At 64.2% G+C, this 18,913-nt stretch carries 18 protein-coding genes; 5 read left to right on the top strand and 13 right to left on the bottom strand.

What is annotated here, in order from left to right:
* Positions 1 to 46 precede the first annotated feature (46 nt).
* Positions 47 to 589, bottom strand: a complete 543-nt coding sequence (locus P0D68_RS20555; RefSeq protein WP_408181834.1) for a MarR family winged helix-turn-helix transcriptional regulator — start codon at positions 587 to 589, stop codon at positions 47 to 49.
* A 250-nt stretch (positions 590 to 839) separates the two neighbouring features.
* On the opposite strand from P0D68_RS20555, the gene P0D68_RS20550 reads away from it, so the two are divergent.
* Positions 840 to 1,211: a hypothetical protein gene (locus P0D68_RS20550; RefSeq protein ID WP_408299711.1), complete on the top strand. Its 372-nt coding sequence runs from the start codon at positions 840 to 842 to the stop codon at positions 1,209 to 1,211.
* Positions 1,212 to 1,401: 190 nt separating this feature from the next.
* The gene (locus P0D68_RS20545; protein ID WP_408299713.1) at positions 1,402 to 2,967 is read left to right on the top strand and encodes an efflux transporter outer membrane subunit; all 1,566 of its coding nucleotides are present in this window, start codon (positions 1,402 to 1,404) and stop codon (positions 2,965 to 2,967) included.
* 206 nt (positions 2,968 to 3,173) lie between these two features.
* Here the strand turns inward: P0D68_RS20545 and P0D68_RS20540 are convergent, their stop codons facing one another.
* The 8 genes from P0D68_RS20540 to gspG form a co-directional block, all read right to left on the bottom strand.
* Complete coding sequence (locus P0D68_RS20540; protein WP_408299715.1) at positions 3,174 to 3,953, bottom strand: type II secretion system protein N; 780 nt, start codon at positions 3,951 to 3,953, stop codon at positions 3,174 to 3,176.
* Between the two features lie 34 nt (positions 3,954 to 3,987).
* Complete coding sequence (locus P0D68_RS20535; RefSeq protein ID WP_408299717.1) at positions 3,988 to 4,491, bottom strand: type II secretion system protein M; 504 nt, start codon at positions 4,489 to 4,491, stop codon at positions 3,988 to 3,990.
* Complete coding sequence (gene gspL, locus P0D68_RS20530; RefSeq protein WP_408299719.1) at positions 4,488 to 5,915, bottom strand: type II secretion system protein GspL; 1,428 nt, start codon at positions 5,913 to 5,915, stop codon at positions 4,488 to 4,490. Before gspL ends, P0D68_RS20535 begins: the two co-directional genes overlap by 4 nt.
* A gap of 28 nt (positions 5,916 to 5,943) precedes the next feature.
* Entirely contained in the window at positions 5,944 to 7,227 is a 1,284-nt protein-coding gene (gene gspK / locus P0D68_RS20525) for a type II secretion system minor pseudopilin GspK (protein ID WP_408299721.1), read from the bottom strand.
* Between the two features lie 460 nt (positions 7,228 to 7,687).
* Positions 7,688 to 8,374 carry a PulJ/GspJ family protein gene (locus tag P0D68_RS20520; RefSeq protein ID WP_091797738.1) on the bottom strand — a complete coding sequence of 229 codons (687 nt, stop codon included), beginning with the start codon at positions 8,372 to 8,374 and terminating at the stop codon, positions 7,688 to 7,690.
* Positions 8,352 to 8,768 carry a type II secretion system minor pseudopilin GspI gene (gene gspI, locus P0D68_RS20515; protein ID WP_091797741.1) on the bottom strand — a complete coding sequence of 139 codons (417 nt, stop codon included), beginning with the start codon at positions 8,766 to 8,768 and terminating at the stop codon, positions 8,352 to 8,354. The genes P0D68_RS20520 and gspI overlap by 23 nt, the downstream gene beginning before the upstream one ends.
* 1 nt (position 8,769) lies before the next feature.
* On the bottom strand, positions 8,770 to 9,324 hold the full coding sequence (locus tag P0D68_RS20510) for a GspH/FimT family pseudopilin (RefSeq protein WP_408299724.1): 555 nt from the start codon (positions 9,322 to 9,324) through the stop codon (positions 8,770 to 8,772).
* Positions 9,325 to 9,429: 105 nt separating this feature from the next.
* Positions 9,430 to 9,894 carry a type II secretion system major pseudopilin GspG gene (gene gspG, locus P0D68_RS20505; protein WP_091797744.1) on the bottom strand — a complete coding sequence of 155 codons (465 nt, stop codon included), beginning with the start codon at positions 9,892 to 9,894 and terminating at the stop codon, positions 9,430 to 9,432.
* Between the two features lie 238 nt (positions 9,895 to 10,132).
* Between gspG and P0D68_RS20500 the strand changes: the two genes are divergently transcribed.
* Positions 10,133 to 10,546, top strand: coding sequence for a type II secretion system protein N (locus tag P0D68_RS20500; RefSeq protein WP_035518470.1), 414 nt, complete (start codon positions 10,133 to 10,135; stop codon positions 10,544 to 10,546).
* Between the two features lie 97 nt (positions 10,547 to 10,643).
* Here the strand turns inward: P0D68_RS20500 and gspF are convergent, their stop codons facing one another.
* Genes gspF through gspD form a run of 3 tightly spaced genes read right to left on the bottom strand, consistent with a single transcriptional unit; the run spans position 10,644 to position 15,812 of the window.
* On the bottom strand, positions 10,644 to 11,861 hold the full coding sequence (gene gspF / locus P0D68_RS20495; protein WP_408299727.1) for a type II secretion system inner membrane protein GspF: 1,218 nt from the start codon (positions 11,859 to 11,861) through the stop codon (positions 10,644 to 10,646).
* Positions 11,862 to 11,865: 4 nt separating this feature from the next.
* The gene (gene gspE, locus P0D68_RS20490; protein ID WP_408299729.1) at positions 11,866 to 13,434 is read right to left on the bottom strand and encodes a type II secretion system ATPase GspE; all 1,569 of its coding nucleotides are present in this window, start codon (positions 13,432 to 13,434) and stop codon (positions 11,866 to 11,868) included.
* Positions 13,431 to 15,812: a type II secretion system secretin GspD gene (gspD, locus tag P0D68_RS20485; protein WP_091797753.1), complete on the bottom strand. Its 2,382-nt coding sequence runs from the start codon at positions 15,810 to 15,812 to the stop codon at positions 13,431 to 13,433. Before gspD ends, gspE begins: the two co-directional genes overlap by 4 nt.
* Before the next feature lie 515 nt (positions 15,813 to 16,327).
* Here gspD and P0D68_RS20480 point away from each other — a divergent pair.
* Both P0D68_RS20480 and P0D68_RS20475 read left to right on the top strand, forming a co-directional pair.
* Positions 16,328 to 16,774 (top strand): lytic transglycosylase domain-containing protein, encoded by a 447-nt coding sequence (locus P0D68_RS20480; RefSeq protein ID WP_091797757.1) that lies wholly within the window; start codon positions 16,328 to 16,330, stop codon positions 16,772 to 16,774.
* A gap of 190 nt (positions 16,775 to 16,964) precedes the next feature.
* Positions 16,965 to 18,257 (top strand): GTP-binding protein, encoded by a 1,293-nt coding sequence (locus tag P0D68_RS20475; RefSeq protein WP_408299732.1) that lies wholly within the window; start codon positions 16,965 to 16,967, stop codon positions 18,255 to 18,257.
* A 131-nt stretch (positions 18,258 to 18,388) separates the two neighbouring features.
* Here P0D68_RS20475 and P0D68_RS20470 read toward each other — a convergent pair whose 3' ends face one another.
* Entirely contained in the window at positions 18,389 to 18,667 is a 279-nt protein-coding gene (locus P0D68_RS20470; protein WP_006050811.1) for an HU family DNA-binding protein, read from the bottom strand.
* Positions 18,668 to 18,913: the final 246 nt, after the last annotated feature.

The raw sequence follows: 18,913 nt of genomic DNA, 5'->3' as shown, positions 1-18,913 counted from the left end.
AGACAGACATCTTCATACAGTGACGCTCGTGAAAAGCGTGTCTTGGTTAGCGTTCGCCGTGTTCCGGCGGCGACTCTTCGGGTGATTCGTCCTGCGATTCCTGGTGGGGCCCCAAGCCGCATCCCACACTGCTCCCCGCGTCGATGCCGTTCGCAATGAAACGGCCGAGCAGGTCGATCAGGGTGGCATGGTCGGCGGCGGAAAATCCACGCAATTGCTCGTTCAGCACCGCCGCGCCCAAGCCTGGCAGTTGCCGCGCGGCTTCATGGCCTTGCGGCGTCAACTCCAGCTCCACCATCCGGCGGTCGGTTTCACTGCGCGTGCGCACAATAAAACCTTTCTTTTCAAGGCGATCGAGCAGACGCGTCATCGATCCGCTGTCGTAAGACATGGCGCGCGACAGCTCGAACGGCGTGCTCGCGCGCCGCGACGACAGCATGAGGATGACGCCGATCTGCTGCGTGGTCAGCCCCAACGGTTTGACCGCACGGTCGGTCCGCTCGACCAGCACGTTTCGAGCTTTCGTCAGGTAGTAACCAAGACTCGATTCGAGGTGAATCTCGTCTGCCTTGTAGGGACCGTCAGTCATCGTGTATCCGGGAACATCATCGAGCAAAACGGATTTTAGCTGCCTAAGCAGACAAGTCAAACTGGATTTCGCGTAGCGCGAACGGCGGAAAAACAACACGACCGATGCTTGCGCATCAAAGTATCTTGAAATTTAATTGCATAGTCAATATTATTACAGGCAACGAGTTACGCGCGACCCGCGCCACCCGAGACCATGTTCTGACCGATTGACGGCACGCCGCGAGCGACGTGCGAAAAGGATTTTCCCGATGCTGTACCTCAAAAACACGCTTGGCGGCCTGAGCCGCTCCCTGACCGATTCCGCACTGAATACCTTTCAAGGGCCGCACCGCTGGTGGAAACTCGCGTTGTTCGCTCTGCTGTTCGTGCTGCCCGGGGGATCGGTAGGCGTGGCGGTGCTGGCATGGGTCGAACATCGGCGGGGACAGAAGGGCGTCACAGGGGCGAAGGTCGAACCGGCGGCGGCGTCGCGTCTCACGTCGAACAGTGCCGTGGCGGCCACCGCTGCAGAAAAGCACGCGGGTCCGGGCGGCGCCTGCCAGGCGCGCGGCGACGCGCCGTGCCGGGCCGCGGCCGGCAAGCTGCTCCGGCAAGTCAAGTCGACAGAATCGCGGGTTTAACGGCCGGGCCGGTAACGGCGCGTAACCATCGCGACACCCTCAGTAACACACCTGCCTCCCTCCTCGCATTACCCTTTCAGTTTCCCGCGACCCAGCGGGCTCATACGCTAACATTCCGGCAGACCAAGATCTCGCCCGGCGGGCGGTGCCGCGATAGGCCGCACCGCGGCGTCCAGAAGGAATTCATTGCATGCAGTCTGATCGAATCTCGCGCGCGCGGACGCTTGCGCCTCGCGCCCTGACTATTGCCGTGGCTGCGGCGCTCGCCGGCCTGCTGTCCGCTTGTGTGGTCGGCCCCGATTACCGCCGGCCCGCCGCCGACATTCCAGCGTCGTACAAGGAAGCGGCTCCAGGCTGGAAAGTCGCCGAACCGGCCGATCAGCACGATCGCGGCGACTGGTGGACCATTTACCAGGACCCGCAACTCAACGCACTCGAAGACCGGCTGAACACCGCGAACCAGACCGTGGCTCAATACGCCGCCGCCTACCGGCAGGCGCGCGCGCTGGTTGGCGAGGCGCGTGCAGCGTATTTCCCGACCATCAGCGCGTCGGCGGGCGCTACGCGTTCGGGCAATGGGTCGTCGTCCGGCGGCAACTCGACAACCGCGACAAGCCGCTCCGGCATCGGCAATAGTTTCAACGTGCAGCTCGACGCAAGCTGGGAGCCGGATCTGTGGGGTTCGGTCACGCGCTCGGTCAACTCGCAGAAAGCCGGCCAGCAAGGCGCTGCGGCGGACCTGGCCAACGCGCGGCTGTCTGCCCAGGCCACGCTCGCGCAAACCTATTTCTCGCTGCGCTCGCTCGACTCGACTCAAAAATTGCTCGACGACACCGTCGCGGCCTACCAGCGCTCGCTGCAACTCACGCAAAACCAGTACGCGGCCGGGGTCGCCGCACGCTCCGACGTGATTCAGGCGCAAACGCAATTGCAGTCGGCACAGGCGGCCGCGATCGACAACGGCGTCCAGCGCGCCCAGGACGAACACGCGATTGCCGTCCTGGTCGGCGAACCGGCGTCCACCTTCTCGATTCCGCCGATGCCGCTCACCGCCACGCCCCCTGCCGTGCCGGCGCAGATGCCGTCCGCGCTGCTCGAACGGCGGCCGGACATCGCCTCAGCGGAACGCAAGGCTGCGGCGGCAAACGAACAGATCGGCGTCGCCATCGCCGCGTTCTTCCCCTCGCTGACGTTGTCGGCCTCCGGCGGCTTTGAAAACTCGGTGTTCTCGCAATTGCTGACCGCGCCGTCGCGCTTCTGGACGCTTGGCCCGCAACTCGCCGCAACGCTGTTCGACGCCGGTCTGCGCCAGGCCAAGACCGACGCCGCTCGCGCCGCGTACGACGGCGATGTCGCGAGCTACCGTCAAACGGTGCTGGCCGCGTTCCAGGACGTCGAGGACAATCTCGCGTCGCAGCGCATCCTCGAACAGGAAATCGTCGTGCAGCAGCAAGCGGTGGACTCGGCGCGTCAGGCGCTCGCCATCGTCACGAACGAGTACAAGGCGGGTACGGTCGGCTACGTCAACGTGCTGACGGCGCAAACCACCGCCTTCACGGCCGAGCAGAAACTGGAGAGCATCGCCGGGCAGCGGATGGTGTCGTCCGTGGGTCTGGTGAAGGCGCTGGGCGGCGGCTGGGACGTGTCGCAAATGAATCGCGAAACCGGCGATGTGGCGGCGCCGGCGCCTGCATCATCGGCCACGCCGGTCGCGCAAAGCGGGTCGGCAGCGCCGGCGCAGATGCGCAACGAGTAGCAGCGCCGACCGTCGAGGCGACTCAAAAAAGGCATGCCCGCCTTGCGCGGCCATGCCTCTTTTTTCGCGTCGCGCCGACGCCCGCAGGTCCCGACAGGCTCAGCAGCCCACGAGGTATCGCATGCCTCGCGCGGCACCGGCGCCCCATGCAGCGACATCGATGCCGCCCTTCGACCAGGCTGCGCCGCCGCGCCGCTCAGCGCGCCTCAGTGCACGAACGTCAACATTACCGTGTCCGGGCCGTTCGGCCGCCCCAGCAGATTCAGCAATCCCGCGAGATTGTCGCGTGCCTCCGGCGCGGCGCTGGCCGTCCCATGAAACGACGTGGCCGCAGCCGAGACCGTGCCGTTGCCGGTCAGCATCAACGGGCCCTTGGTGGTCGTCAGATCGAGCGTGGACGATTCGCCTTGTGCCTGAAACAGCACCCGGTACGAGCCAAGCGGCTTGACCAGCGAAACACGCGAACTGACGTCGGTCAGCGTGACGGTCAGCTGCCCGAACGCTTCGCGGTTGAAGCTGCGCCAATCGGACCACGACAGTTGCACATTGCCCTGCAGATCGAGTGTATTGAAGGGCGCGCCGAGGCCGCTCAGCAGTGAGGCGGGCACGGCGATCGTGCCCGGCGTGACGGTCGCGGTGCGCGGCGTGGCGTCGACCGTGATCGGCTCCGGCATCGCCTCGCTGTGCCGCATGGTCATGCGCACCCGGCCGGTAAAGAGCGGCCAGAACGCCGTGTGCCATTCGATCCGCCCAGGCAACAGGGTCGCCGCGCTCGTGTCGGAGCCCGCGGCCAGCATCAGCGTGGCCGAGCCGTGCCACAGCGAACCGGCCGGATTGACGAGATTCACGTGGCCGCGCGTCTGTTTGGCGAACTGCGGCGTGATCCAGGCGGCCGGCAGCATCGCCAGCATCACGACGGCGGCGGACAGCACCGCGATCACCAGCCAGGGAAGCGCGAGGCGCAGGCGCCGCATCCAGTAGGTCATGCGAGATCCTGTAACGGCACGGGTACGGGCATATTCATTTCGCGGTGGACGGCTGCAGCGACGCCGTCAGATCCACCTGACCGTCTTCCTTGAGCGCCGTGGCGTGCGCCTCCGAAACCTGCACCTTGAACTGCTTGCGCACGTCGTCGACCCAGTTCGTCCACGCCGGGAACGACGCGTTCTTCAACTGGATCTGGACCGCGTTGCCGATCACCTGAATCTGTGTCGCCGCGAGGCCATGATCGTTGAGCGAAGCGGTGAGGGCGTCCTTCAGCGCGGCGCCGGTGGGCGCGACGCCCTGAGCCGCCGCCGACAACTGCCGTGCTTCGTTCGCTTGCGCGGTCATCTGCGCCAACTGCCGCTGCAAGGTGGGCAACGATTCACGCAGATGCGCGCGCCCTTCCTGCGCGGGCGCCCACAGCACCGACCACGCGATCACAATGGCGAGCAAGCCACCGCCCCACACCAGCAGGTTTTTTTCGCGCTCGGTGCGCTGCTCCCAGAATCCGGCCCAGGTTTGTGCGAGTTCAGCTTTCATTGTCCGTTCCTGATGGTCCACTTGCCGGTATTGCTGTCGATCGCGCCGCTCAGGCCGTTACGGCCGAGGCGCTTCGCAAAGTCGGGATCGAGCTTGACCTCCGGCTTGAAGGTCACGTCGAGCCGGCGGTCGTGATAGTCGAGCGCGGCAATGCCGTTGACCGGCACCGGCGCCAGCGAACGCGCGAGGCCGTCGGCCAGCACCAGGAAGTCGTCCGGCGACAGCTCACCCGCGGCGATACGCAACTGCTGCAACTGACGCGCCATCTGGTCGGGCGCATCGAGCACGACAGTCGTTTTGGGGAAGGTAGTGAGCAGCAGTTCGGTCATTTGCGTGTTGATCGCGTCGCGTTGACGCGCCAGCATCAGCCACTGCACGTTCGCGCCGACAATCGCGATCACCAGCGCGCCGACCGCGAGCAACACCGGCAGGCGCAAACGCCGCAGCGTTGCGCGGTCGAGCCGCCACGGCTGCGAAGCGAACTCGAACTGGCACAGGTCGAAGCGGCACTCCAGCGCTCGCCGCGCGAGTTGCTCGAACGGCAACGGGCTCGCGCCGTGGATATACGCAGCCAGCCGCGCCGGGCTGCTCGTGGCGAGGCTCGGCTCATTGCCCGGCAATTCGGTGAGCATGTACAACGAGACCGGTGCCGCGCCGGCGAGCGCGCCGAGTGTCGCGTTCACGGCGTTGGCCGGCACGGCCAGCCCTTCACCTTGCACGCCCCGCGCGATCGCCAGTTCGACACGCGGCACACTGTTGCTCGCGGCGCTTTCCACCGCGCCTTCGAGCAGCAGGGCGGGCGCGGTCTGCACCACGGCGCCGAGCACGGCGGCCACCATCGGCACCACGGACGCCACGCCGGGCGCCACCACCGGCGCGACGCCCGGCAGCGAAGTCGCCACGCTGGCGGAGCCTGCCATGGCGGGCTCACCGGCGTTCACCATTTCCGCGACTTCGGCGGGCGCATTGAGATCGAGCGCGGCGGCCTGCGGCAGGCAGCGTGTGACCGGCACCGCGCGCAAGCTGCGGTGACCGGCGTTGGCGAACGATTCGCAGACAAACCGGAACCAGCCGCGGTCGATGATCGCCAGCAACTGCCGGCCGCCCGCGAGCGGTTTCGGATCGACGGCGATGTGACAGGTCTGCGGGTCCTGGATCAGTTGATCCTCGACGATATTCGGCAACGCCTGACGCAGCCGCGGGCCGCGCAGCGGCGGCAGCGTGGCGGGCATCATCAGCAGGTCGCGCGCGGCGACCATCAGCACTGTCGTGGTGGCGCGCGGCAGCAGCGCGAGCGCCAAACGGCCGGCACGCTGGGTGCGCCCCGACTTGTCGAGCAGCACGAACGGCAACTCCGGCAGTTGCCATTCCTGCGACGGCACCGCCGGATCACGCGGCGGCAATAGAACGATCAGCGTGCTCAAAGGCCACTCTCTCTGGGAAAGGCGTTATTCATAGTTGGTCTTCTACTCGCACGATACGCGTAGTGTGAGTCAATGCGTCGCGATAGACGAGTGTCGTGCGGTCCACCTCGGCGCGTTCGTGCTGCACGCGGCCGTGGATCAGGAAGTAATTCGAGTTGACGTCGAGTTCGTTCGGATCGATCGAAACCGATTGCACGCCGGCGCCGCGCAACGCGAGCTGTACGTCGCCGGCGTTACGGAAAAACACCGTCTGCCGACGCGCGACGAAGGCTTGCGCCGTCGACACGCTCATTCCCTGTACGACCGCCGCGATCACTTCGGCGGAGGCCGTGTTCACGTTGACGGCCGAAACGGTCGGCAACACGGTGACGAACGGGCGCAAGCGCGCGACCATCTCGGGCGTATAGCCTGGAATGTCGAGTAGCGAGTCGACGCTGGTCATTTGCAGCGGCGCGTTGGCCGAGCTGTCGTTGCTGTCTTCGATACCGGGTTTGTCGGTGAAGCTGCCGCCGGTGGCGCCGCCTTGAACCTGCGGGGTCGCTGTCGTGCCGTTCACGGACGTGACCGTTTGAAAGCGGGTGGCCGATTGCGCAAGGCTTGCGCGGACCTGGATTGCCGTGGTTTTGGCCAACTGGCTGTTCAGGCCGAGCGACACGAGCAGGCGCTGGTAGGCGCCGATCTGGTTCATGTCCAGTTGCATGACGCCGGGGGCGGGGCTCTCGACCAGATTCCGGAGGTTGAATTTGGCCTGGGCGTCTTCGATTGAGCCCGATAAATAGGTATCCGCGCCTTGTTGCGCGCGCACTTCGCCGATCTGGCCGAGGAAATCGGATAGCCGGGTTTTGGCGATGGGGACGCCCCATAGGCCGCCCAGGTACGTGATGCCGGCTGAGGTGTCGCCCTCCGAGCGGAGGATCAGGCGCGTCCAGTCTAGCGCGCCGCGGGCTACCCATTGGGCCTGGGATAGGAGGCGCTGGTTTTCTATTCGGCGGATTTGGACTTGTTGGCGCCAGAGCATGCCGGAGACCAATATTGCGGATAGGGCTACTACCAGTAAGGCGCTGATGATTGCTACGCCTTTCTGGGTTGGTTGGGTTTGGTTTTTGTTGTTGGCCTTTCCTTGCTTTCTTAGTGGTCTATTGGCGTTGCCCCTGTGCGGGGCGGCACCTACTTTCTTTGCCGCGGCAAAGAAAGTAGGCAAAGAAAGCCGCTTTACACCGCCAATGCTAAGCGGGTCCCCCGCACAGTCACGGTAGCGGCCCATCTGGAATCCGTCATCCCGCACACTCCCCGCCCGTGACAAGGCAGTCATACCTCCCGCCTCACACTGCGTGCTCGCCGGAACGGCAGGCAGGGAACACCATCGGTTAAGCTCGCCCTCGCGGGTGCCGTCGGCTTCGCCTCGGCTGGGAGCGGAAGCGGACCGAAGATGGTTTGAGATACGGCGACGAGTTGCAAAGGGCCGTTGGTTTTGTGATGAACCGCTCGGCGCGCGCAGCGCCGCCGGAACGGATGACGGCTTGGTCACTGTCGTTTGCTGTGCGAGGGATCGTTCGTCAATCGCGCCACTACCGTGGCTGCGCGAGGGCTCCGCTTGTACGTTAGCGGTGTGAAGCCGCTTTCTTTGCTTACTTTCTTTGCGGCGGCAAAGAAAGTGAGTGCCGCCCCGCACAGGGGCAACGCCAATAGACCACCGTGAAATCAAGGAAAGGCCAACACCCCAAAGAGCACAGCGCAACACTTCCCGCGGAGAAAAAACAAAACCCTTCATCTCACTCTCCGACGAGAAAAACCCGAGTCACCGGCCGAGCCAAAGACGTCGCTCCGACACTGACCTGCAACCCCGTCACCGACCGCGGCAGCGGCGCACTCCCCAACTGGGGCACTTTCAGATTATTGTCCGCCTCCGTAATGGCACTCTGCACATCGCCCATCTGCGTAGTCCAACCCACTTTCGGCACATAAACCTGCGCGGAAATCGAACCGACACCGCCCATCAAGGGCACACCACTCCATCCGTCACCTTCGCTACCGCGCAGCGCCCGCCGCAACTCGCCCATATTGCCCAAGGGCGGCGAGGCATACCGAATCACACGCCCACCAGACACCCGATACCGCACCACCTGCAAGCGCGGCGCCGCCCCGGGCAAATTCATCTGCCGTACGATCTGCAACACGCTGCCCGACACCGACACGGCCGGCTGCCCAGCCTCGTCATCCGATGCGGCCTGGCGCGCGTCGATCCGCATCTGGTCGAACAGTTGCGCGAAGACGCGCTCGTCTTCCATCGCGTTCGTAATGGTCTGCCGGCCGCGAATGATCTGGTCGAGCCCGCGCCACGACAGCACGGCAATCACCGCCAGGATCGCAATCGCGACCAGCAATTCGATCAGCGTGAAGCCGCGCGCGCCCCTCGCGCGTGAAAGGCGGCGGCGCTCAGAGCGAACGGTTGTTTTCATTCGCGACCACCGTCACCATTTGAGCCAGATTGCCGGAGCCGCCCGGCATCGTCACCATCACTTCCACACGACGAAACACCGGATTCGGCGTTGCCGTCACATGCTCCGTACAGATCAACTGCAAGTTGCCTTGCGAACAATCGAAGCTCGTCGAGCCTACGTTCGGCCACGCATGCGCCAGATGCAATTGCGCCAGCGTATTGTCAGCACTCCAGCCCGCCAGCAAGCGGCGGTGCAGATCGGCCTCGCCGCTCGCGAGACTCCCCACCGCGCGCAACGACGCCGCCAACGCCACCGCGATGATCGCCAGCGCGACCAGCACTTCGATCATCGTAAAACCGCGCTGCGCGACATGGATCTTTTCGCGCGCCACCCTGCTCCTGCAACGACGCATCTCAGTGCACCTCGTAGCGGCCATTGCCGGTGCCGACGATCGTCGCGCTCCCGGCCGCCGAAAACAGCGTGATCCGCACGGGCACGTCGATCGCCTCGGTACCGAACACGATTCGGCTCGGCTGCGTATCCGAACCCGGATAGTCGATGCTCACGCCCGTTACGCCGCCTTCCCAGCGACGCGGCCCAAGCAGATCGTCACGCAACGGACGCCAGCCGTCTTCGGTGCGCAGGTCGAAACGGAAGCCGCCTTCAACCGGTTGCCAGGCAATCGGCCGCGCGCGCACCTGCGCTTCGTCGCCGGCCGATTCGAACAGCAGCGCGAGACGCTGCGCTTCCTCGTTCAGATCGGTGCGTGGATTGCGCGTGACCGTCAACGCGGTCAAGGACACCAGCAGGCCCGCAATCACCAGCACCACCAGCATTTCCAGCAGCGTGAAACCCGCCGCGCGTTGCCGGCCGGCGCGCGCGCTCGCGTCACGTGAGCACGACACGCGATGAAGGCGCGCGCGGGCACACGCCGCGCGCGGCAACGAAGCCGTACACGGAGTGTCCACGCAGGACTTGCAAGCGGACAATCGTATAGTGCCGGCCACGAACGATCAGCTCACAATCAAACGACAACACATCGAAGAGCGCGTAAGAATCATCTCCTTAACTGCCTACTGCCACGAGCCGACGTCGGCATCGTTGCCTTCGCCGCCCGCCTTGCCGTCCGCGCCATAGCTGAACACGTCGATCTCGCCGTGCACACCCGGATTCAGATATTGATAGGCATTGCCCCACGGATCGTTCGGCAGACGTTCGAGATAGCCGCCGTCCTTCCAGTTGTTCGGCACGGGGTCCGTGCTCGGCTTTTCGATCAGCGCGCGCAGACCTTGCTCCTGCGTCGGATAACGGCCGTTGTCGAGACGATAGAGCTTGAGCGCCTGCATGACCGTTCCGATGTCCTGCTTGGCGGCCACACGCCGCGCCTCGTCGGGACGGCTCATGATTTTCGGCACGATCAACGCGGCCAGAATGCCCAGAATCGCGATCACGACCATGATTTCGATCAGCGTAAAACCGCGCTGACGTCGGCTGCGCGGACCCGCGATTTCATGACGGCGAGTGGTCGACAGTTGCATAGCTTGCTACCTCTTTTCAGGTGAAATTTTCGACTGGGCGGAATTCATCGTTCAGCGAACAGGGTGCCATTGAACACGTCCGGCCGGTCATTTTAATGTCATGGAGTTGAAGGGTCGTAAGAAACCGCCGGGCCGCCGCAAGTTTGCTCACGCGCTGGCGGAGCCTCGTGCAAAGCGCCTGGTTAGAGGGCGCTTTCAACCCAACGCAATTTTCACAATAGTCCGTACAATGATGCGCATGAACGCCATCCAAATCCGCCTTCTGTCGCTCGCGCTGTTCGCCGTGTTCTGCGCGACGCTGACCTATTGGGTCATCACGCTCAGCACGATGTCCGGTGCGCCGTTGCCCGCAGCGGCCGCGCATGCGCAGGTCTCGACCGACCAGGCCGCCACGCTGTTCGGCGGCCAGCTCACGCGCAGCGCCAACCAGGACGTGCGACTGTTCGGCATCCTCGCGTTGCGGGAAGGCGCCGCGGCTATCGTCAGCGTCGGCGGCGAACCGCCCCATGCGGTGTCGCTCGGCAGCGCGCTGATGCAAGGCGCCAAACTCTCCGAAGTCCGTGCCCGCTCGATCATCATCGACCGCAATGGCGCGCACTCCGAAGTGTTCCTGCCGGCCAACCCCGCAGGTCCCACGATCTACGTGCGCTAAAGTCACGCACCGAACAAACCGCCTCGCTGCACCGATTGCGCGGTCACCGCGCCGATAACCGGCACGCTCATCGCGCAATCCAGCCGCTCTCCCGGCCTTACTGCACCAGGTTGTTCAACTCGATGATCGGCAGCATCACCGCCAGCACGATCACCAGCACCACGCCACCCATCGCCAGAATCAGCAACGGCTCCAGCAGACTCGTCAGGAACATCGTGCGGCGCTCGAGTTCGCGCGCTTCGCCATCAGCCGCGCGGTCGAGCATCGTGGTCACGTCGCCGGTCGCTTCGCCCGAGCGGATCAGGTGAACCAGCACGGGCGGAAAGGTCTTCGTATTGCCGAGCGCGCGCGATAACGACGTGCCCTCGCGAACACGCACGATCGCATCGTCGATGTTCTCGCGCATGGCGTTGTTGCTGAGCGTTTCGGCTGCTGCTTGCAGCGCCCGCAGAATCGGCACGCCGGCCGCCGTGAGAATGCCGAGCGTGCTGGCAAAGCGCACAGTGTTGTAGCCGCGCACGAGTTTGCCGAGCAGCGGGGCGGTCAGCAGCCAACGGTCGAACGCGAGGCGCGGGCCGGGCTGCTTGAGAATGGAGCGCACCAGATACGACAGCACGACCACGCCGATCAGCATCGCCCACCACCAGTTCCGCACGAACCCGGACAGCGCCATCATCATGATGGTGAGGAAGGGCAGTTGCTGCTTGGTGCTGGCGAACACATTCACCACCTGCGGCACCACGTAACTCAACAGAAACGTGACGATGCCGAAAGCGATGATCGTGACAATGGTCGGGTACGTGAACGCGAGCACGATCTTCTGCTTCAGCGCGTTGCGCTGCTCGATATAGTCCGCGAGGCGCGACAGCACGAGACCCAGTTTGCCGGTATGTTCGCCGGCCGCGACCAGCGCGCGGTAAATCTCGGGGAAATCTTTCGGATGCTGCGTCAGCGCATTGGCGAGCGAATGGCCGCCGAGCACTTCCGCGCGGATCGACGCCATCAGTTCGCGAATGTAGTCGCGTTCCGATTGCTCGGTGAGCACGGCGAGCGCTTCGTCGAGCGGCAGGCCGGCAATCAGCAGACTGGCGAGCTGGCGCGTCAAGATTGCCTGCTCGCGTTGCGACAAACGCCGCCCCAGCGACAGCCGCTGACTGCGCTCGCCACGCGTGCGTGTGGCGGCCGGTTCGACGACGAGCGGCGTCAGTCCCTGCGAGCGCAGATTGGTCCGCGCGCCGCGCGCGCTGTCCGCGTCGAGTACGCCTTTTTGCGCCTTGCCCGCCGCATCGATCGCTTCGAAACGAAATGCCGGCATGCGCTTATGCTCCGCCCGTGACGCGGATCACTTCTTCGAGCGATGTCAGCCCGGAGGCGAGCCAGCGGTCCGCATCCTCGCGCAGCGTACGCATGCCTTGCTCGCGGCCGGCCGCGAGAATCTCGGCATCCGCCGCGTTGCGGTGAACCAGCGTACGAATGTTGTCGTCGATCAGCAGCAGTTCGTAGACGCCGCGACGTCCCGCATAACCGGAGTGGCCGCACCGGTCGCAACCCACCGGATGCCAGCGCACGCTGCCGTCTTCTTCCACGCGCTCTTCGCGGCACACCGGGCACAAGCGCCGCACGAGCCGCTGCGCCAGCACGCCGAGCAGCGACGACGCCAGCAGATACGGCTCGACGCCCATGTCGGTCAAACGTGTCACGGCGGAGGCCGCGTCGTTGGTGTGCAGCGTGGCCAGTACGAGGTGGCCTGTCAGCGACGCCTGCACCGCGATCTGCGCGGTCTCCAGGTCACGGATTTCACCAATCATGATGACGTCCGGATCCTGCCGCAGAATCGAGCGCAGCGCCCGCGCGAAAGTCATTCCGATCCGCTCGTTGACCTGCGTCTGGCCGATGCCGGAGAGGTCGTATTCGATCGGGTCTTCAACCGTCATGATGTTGGTGGTCGCCGTTTCGAGCCGCGACATCGCCGCATAGAGCGTGGTCGTTTTACCCGAGCCCGTCGGACCCGTAACCAGCACGATGCCGTGCGGTCTGCCGATCAGCTTGTCGAACTTGACGAGCGTGTCGGGCGCCATGCCGAGTGCTTCGAGATTCAGACGCGACGCGTCTTTCTCCAGCAGACGCAGCACCGCGCGTTCGCCGTGGCCGGTCGGCAGCGTCGAGACGCGCACGTCGACCGGGCGGCCGCCTACGCGCAGCGTGATCCGGCCATCCTGCGGCAAGCGCTTTTCGGCAATGTCGAGCTGCGCCATGATCTTGATCCGCGAGATCAGCGCGCCGTGCAGCGCTTTCTTCGGGCGCACCACATCGCGCAACGTGCCGTCGACGCGAAAGCGCACCACGGAAGAAGTCTCGAACGGCTCGATATGAATATCCGAAGCCTGCTCGCGCGCCGCTTGCGTGAGCAGCGCGTTGATCATGCGGATGATCGGCGCGTCGTCTTCCGACTCCAGCAGATCTTCCACCTCGGGAATGTCCTGCATGAGGCGCGAGAGATCGACTTCGCCTTCCACTTCGCCGACCACCTGCGCAGCGCTGCCGTCCTGACGCGCATACGCCTGGTTGATCGCCTGCGCGAGTTCGTCGGCGGGCACGCGCACGATCGACACTGCGCCGAAGTTACGCGCGACTTCGGAAAGCGCGGCGTCGCTCGTGCGTTCGCTGATCCAGACTTCGAGACTGTCCGCATGCTGATGCGCAACCAGAATCTGACCGGCACGCGCAAACCCGTAGGGCACGAGCCGAGCGGCGATCGCGGACGGCGCCTCGCGCCCGGCATGCTCCGTCGCGCCCGCAGGCGCAAGCGCCGCGGCTTGCGGCGCGGCGCCGGCTCGCGCTGCTGCCGGCGTAGCGGCCGCTGACGGCGGCGTGGACGGCGTGCTCACGGCCGCACTCCCGGCGACTCGGTAGAGGGCGTCACGGTGACGGGACTGCTCTGCACGGCGGGCCCAACGGTGGCCGGACTGTTCTGCGCGGCGGCGCCATTCGTGGCCGCCGCGCCGTTGGTGACAGCGGCGCCATTCGTAACAGCGCCTCCGTTGGCCGGCGGCGGCGTGAGCTTCTGCCGGCGCATCTTGTCGATATCGAACAGGTTCATCTCGGGCGAACCGCCCTGACTCGGACCGATCGGCATGGGCGGCACCACCGGGTCGTCATTGTCCTTCATCAGGTTGTTGTCCTGCTTGTATGCGCCCTGAACTCCCTGAATGTAGTCGTAGCGATTCGACGTCACTGCCTGAGCCGTCCCGCGATCGTTGATGATCACGGGACGCAGGAACACCATCAGGTTGGTCTTGTTGCGGGTTTTCTGCTCCGAACGGAACAGCTGGCCGATCCACGGAATATCGCCGAGCAGCGGCACCTTGCTGTTGCTGACCTGGTAGTTGTCCTGCATCAAGCCGCCCAGCACGATGATCTCGCCGTTATCCGCGAGCACCGTCGACTGGATCGAGCGCTTGGTGAATTCCGGGCCGGCCGGGTTGGTCGCGGCGTTGTTCGTGCCGGTCACGATCGCCGAGTCTTCCGTGTAGAGCTGCAGTCTGAGAATGCCGCCGTCGGTGATCTGCGGCTTGACGTGCAGCGTCAGGCCGACGTCCACGCGATCGTAGGTATTGAACGCCGAAGTCGCCGTCGAACTCGTGAGGTTCGAATACGAACCCGTCTGGATCGGCACGTTGGTACCGACGACGATCTTGGCTTCCTCGTTGTCGAGCGTGATGAGGTTAGGCGTGGACAGCACGTTCGCATCGGCGGTCTGCGAGAGCGCCTGCAGCAACGCACCGAGTCCCTGCACACCGAAAATGTTGTGTATCCAGCCGACGTTCAGGCCTTGCTGGAGACTTTGGCCGGCGAGCGCCCCGGCTAGACCACCTGTGGCGCCGGTCGCCGCGGCCGCCGCCGTCAGATTGATGATGCTATTGCTGCTGCCGGTCTGCAGATTGGTGCCGGCAAAGATCGAATTGTTCGCGACCTGCCACTGAATGCCGAGATTGCCGCTCGTGTTCGAGTTCAACTCGACGATCAACGCTTCAAGATAAACCTGAGCGCGCCGTGCGTCGAGCTGGTCGATCACCGCCCGCAAGTTGCGGTACACCGGCTCGGCTGCTGTGATGATCAGCGAGTTGGTCGCGGCGTCCGCCTGGATCATGCCGCCGGGCTGATTGTCGTCGCCCTTTTCCTTCTCGTTACCCAGCAGCCCGCCGGAATTGGAACCGCCGCCCGCGCCGTAGCCGCCGCCCCCGCTGCCGCCCATCGGCGAGGCCATCGAGCTGCTGCCGAGACCGCCCGAGGGCAGTGGCGGCGTACCCGACGTGCCCGTCGAATTGTTGCCGCCAAGCCCACCGCCGCCGTTCTGGTTGAACGAGTTCGCATCGTTCGAGTTCGCCGACGAGCCCGTGTCGCCGCCTTTGCCGAACATGCCGCGCAAGGTCTTGGCGAGCCGCGTCGCGTCCGCGTTGCGCAGCGGCACGACGTGAATGTTGCCGGGCATCGTGGTCGGCGTGTCGAGTTCCTTCGCCAGTTGCTTCGCTGCCGCGAGGCGCGCACCGTTCGACGCGCGGATCAGCAGCGAGTTGGTGCGCGGGTCGGCGGTGATCGAGACCTTCAGCGTCGCGTCAGTGCTGCCGATCGCGCCCGGGTCGAGCATCTTGGAGAGCTGCGTGGCAATGTCGATCGCATTGGCGTTCTTCAGTTGCACCACCGAAACCGACTGGCCCGCCGCCGTATCGACACCCGCAATGATCTGGGCGATGCGCCGCACGTTGTCGGCGTAGTCGGTCACTACAATCGTGTTGTTGGCGGGGTAGGCCGCCACGGTATTGTTCGGCGAGATCAGCGGACGCAGCACGGGCAGCAGATTGTTGGCCGATTCGTTCTTCAGCACGAATACCTGCGTGACCACCTGGTCGCCGCGCGCAACAGGCGCGTTGCCCACATAGGTCGGCACGCCTTGCAGCTTGGCGTCCGCCTCGGGCACCACTTTCAGCACGCCGTGGTCTTGCACCAGCGCGAAGCCCTGCATCCGCAACGCGGACTGCAAGGTCTTCAGGGCCTGATCCTCAGGCACTGCATTTTCCGACACGAGATTCAGCTGACCCTTTACACGCGGGTCGACGATGATCGTTTTGCCGGTTGCCGCGCCGATCGCCTTGGCCACCTGGTCGATGTCGGCGTTGACGAAGTTGAGTGTCACCTGTGCCTGTGCTGTCTGCGCGGTGATCAAACCAGCCACCAGCAGCGCCGTTGCGACGCGACGCAAAGCCATACGATTTCTTCTCATGGAATAGGGTATTGATGCCGACGGCCATAGCCGTTGACGGTCATGCAGTGCGGACATGGGAGCAGGCCGCCGCCCTGTCGATCTGCCGGCCGGCCTCGCGGGCGTTCATCGCCCTCGCAACCCGCCGCCCGATGTCCGAAAAAAATGAACAGTACCAGTTTTTCATGTCGGATTTGTCACAAAACAGACCGCGCTGTGCGATTCCTCTAAAGATTGCCCTATTTTGTCAAACAATTGAAAGCTAACAGGATGGTCTGTGATGAGCGCGAAAATGCTTCGTTTTCTGCGTGCTTATGTCGGTTAGCCAACTTGACGGAGGTCCGCCTGCCGGTATGATACGAGCCGTTCGAGTCCCTTGTTGCGTGTTGCTGGCGCGGGTTTTCCCCGATGTCCCGTGAATGCCCGGCTGGCGCGGCTCGGCTGCTGTCAGCGGCTGAAGTATGGCCGACGCGATCCCTAACCCACCCTTACGCTTGCACTTTATTTAGTGGTCTTGACCGATGAAACGCTCCCTCGTCACTGTCGCTGCAGGACTTGCCGTGCTGATAGCAGCAGGGTCGGCGCGCGCCGATTGCTTTGACGAAGCGGCCAGGTATCAAAAGGTCAATCCTCTGATTCTGCGCGCAATCGCGTGGCAAGAGTCACATAATAGGCCCGACGCACAGCATAAAAACGCCAATGGCTCGACCGATTACGGCGTCATGCAGATCAATTCGATTCATCTGCCCACACTCGCCCAGTACGGTATCTCGCAAGGCACGTTGATGGAGCCGTGCAAGAACGTCTATATCGCGGCATGGCATCTGCGCCGCCAGATGAACAAGTACGGCAACACATGGCAGGCTGTCGGCGCATACCACTCGGAAACGCCGGCATTGCGGGACAAGTACTCGCAGCAGATCGTCGCGATCCTGCGCAAGTGGAATCTGATGCCGGCTACGCGCTGAGTCGGTCTCGTGAGCCGGCCCGCTGATCTGACTCCATCCGGCCTAATCCGGCCTATTACCCGGCCGTCGCCCGTTTTGATGCACAATGCGGCTTCGTGCTGCCGTCGAGGCTCGAACATCGTTCAGGTCGAGCCGTCATGCGACCCCGAGCCCGGCACGCCTTCCAATCCTCTAGCTTTTCCGTACTGCGATGAACCAGCCGCTATTGCCCGTCACCGTGCTCTCCGGTTTTCTGGGCGCCGGCAAGACCACGCTCCTGAATCACATTCTCGCGAATCGCGCCGGTTTGCGCGTGGCCGTGATCGTCAACGATCTGGCCGCCGTCAATATCGATGCGACGCTCGTGCGCGATGCCGCCGCGCTGTCTCACGTCGAGGAACAACTGGTCGAGTTGTCGAACGGCTGCATCTGCTGCACGCTGCGCGACGATCTGCGGGTCGAGATCAAGCGCCTCGCGGCCGAACAGCGTTTCGACGCGATCCTGATCGAATCGACCGGCGTGGCCGAACCCATGCCGATCGCCGAAACGTTCACCTTCGTCGATGACGAAGGCGCATCGCTCTCCGACGTCGCGCGGCTCGACACGATGGTGACCGTGGTCGATGCATTCAACTTCCTGCGCGACTACGGTTCGGCCGACGCGCTCGCCGAGCGTGGCATCGCTGCGAGCGAAGAGGACGACCGCACACTCGTCGAGCTGTTGATCGAGCAGATCGAATTCTGCGACGTGTTGGTGGTAAACAAGGCGGATCTGGTCAGCGCGGACGAACTCACGCGCCTGCAGCGCATTCTCGGCCGGATCAACCCGCGCGCGGTACAGGTCGTTGCCCGTTTCGGCGACGTGCCCCTCGCGCAAGTGCTGAACACCGGCCGCTTCGATTTCGACGAGGCGTCGAGCGCGCCGGGCTGGCTCACGTCGCTGAATCATGAGCATGAGCACGGCCATGCGCATCACGGTGAGGCAGACGAATTCGGCATCGGCAATTTCATTTACCGCGCGCGTCGGCCGTTTCACCCGGAACGACTGTGGGCGCTGCTGCATCAGGAGTGGAAGGGCGTTCTGCGCAGTAAAGGCTTCTTCTGGCTGGCCACGCGTAACGATATCGCCGGCTCGCTTTCGCAGGCGGGCGGCGCTTGCCGGCACGGTCCAGCGGGCATGTGGTGGGCCGCTCAGGATCGCAGCGAATGGCCTGACGGCGACGACGAGCTGGCTGCCGAAATCGCCGCGGACTGGTATGGCGAACCGGACGATCTGAGCATTGGTGACCGTCGCCAGGAGCTGGTCATGATCGGCGTCGGCATCGATCCGGCTGTCTGGAAAGCGAAGTTCGACGCGTGTTTGCTGACCGACGAGGAATACGCGCAGGGACCGCAAGCATGGGAGAAGCTCGCCGATCCGTTCCCGGCCTGGGATTTCGACGAAGACGACCACGATCACGATCACGATCATGGTCACGGCGAGATCGTGCATCGCCACGACTGAGCGCCCTTTGCCTCCCGGCGGGATAGTCGCGACGCTCGTCGCCGCTATCCCTTGCGCAGTGTGCGGACGAAAACACGCAGGCGAAAAAAAACCCGCCATTGGCGGGTGTCAACTGCCTGGCAGTAATCTGCTTAGCGCTTGTTGACTGCGTCCTTGAACGCCTTACCAGCCGTGAACTTGACGGTCTTGGCGGCCGGGATCTTGATAGTTTCGCCGGTCTTGGGGTTACGACCCGTACGTGCTGCGCGCTTGCCCGAACCGAAGCTGCCGAAGCCGATCAACTGGACCGCATCGCCCTTCGACACAGACTTCTTGATCACTTCAAGCAACGTGTCCAGCGTTTCACCGGTTTGAGCCTTGCTGGCGCCCGTCTGTCCTGCGACGGCGTCGATCAGTTCCTGTTTGTTCATTAAGGTTCCTTTCTGAGTTTAGGTTGACACGAACAGCGCGAACGCGCCGATTATACGTGCGCGGGCCGCGCCGTCGAGCAGCTCCGGCTCCGGATCCCCTCCGGACCAATAGCGCCGGACAGATGACTGTCCGTCGGCCGTGCTGCCGCTCCCTTCGCGGCGCTTGCTATGATAGCGCAGCGCAAACCCAATCAGGATAAGGGTTTCGAAGAATTGCACGGTTGCGGAGCGGATAAAGCAACGAAA

Source organism: Paraburkholderia sp. RL17-380-BIE-A (genome assembly GCF_046028085.1).
In the GTDB taxonomy this organism is placed as follows: Bacteria; Pseudomonadota; Gammaproteobacteria; order Burkholderiales; family Burkholderiaceae; genus Paraburkholderia.
The sequence above is the reverse complement of the archived record's forward strand: the minus strand, read 5'-3'. Positions and strand labels throughout refer to the sequence as shown.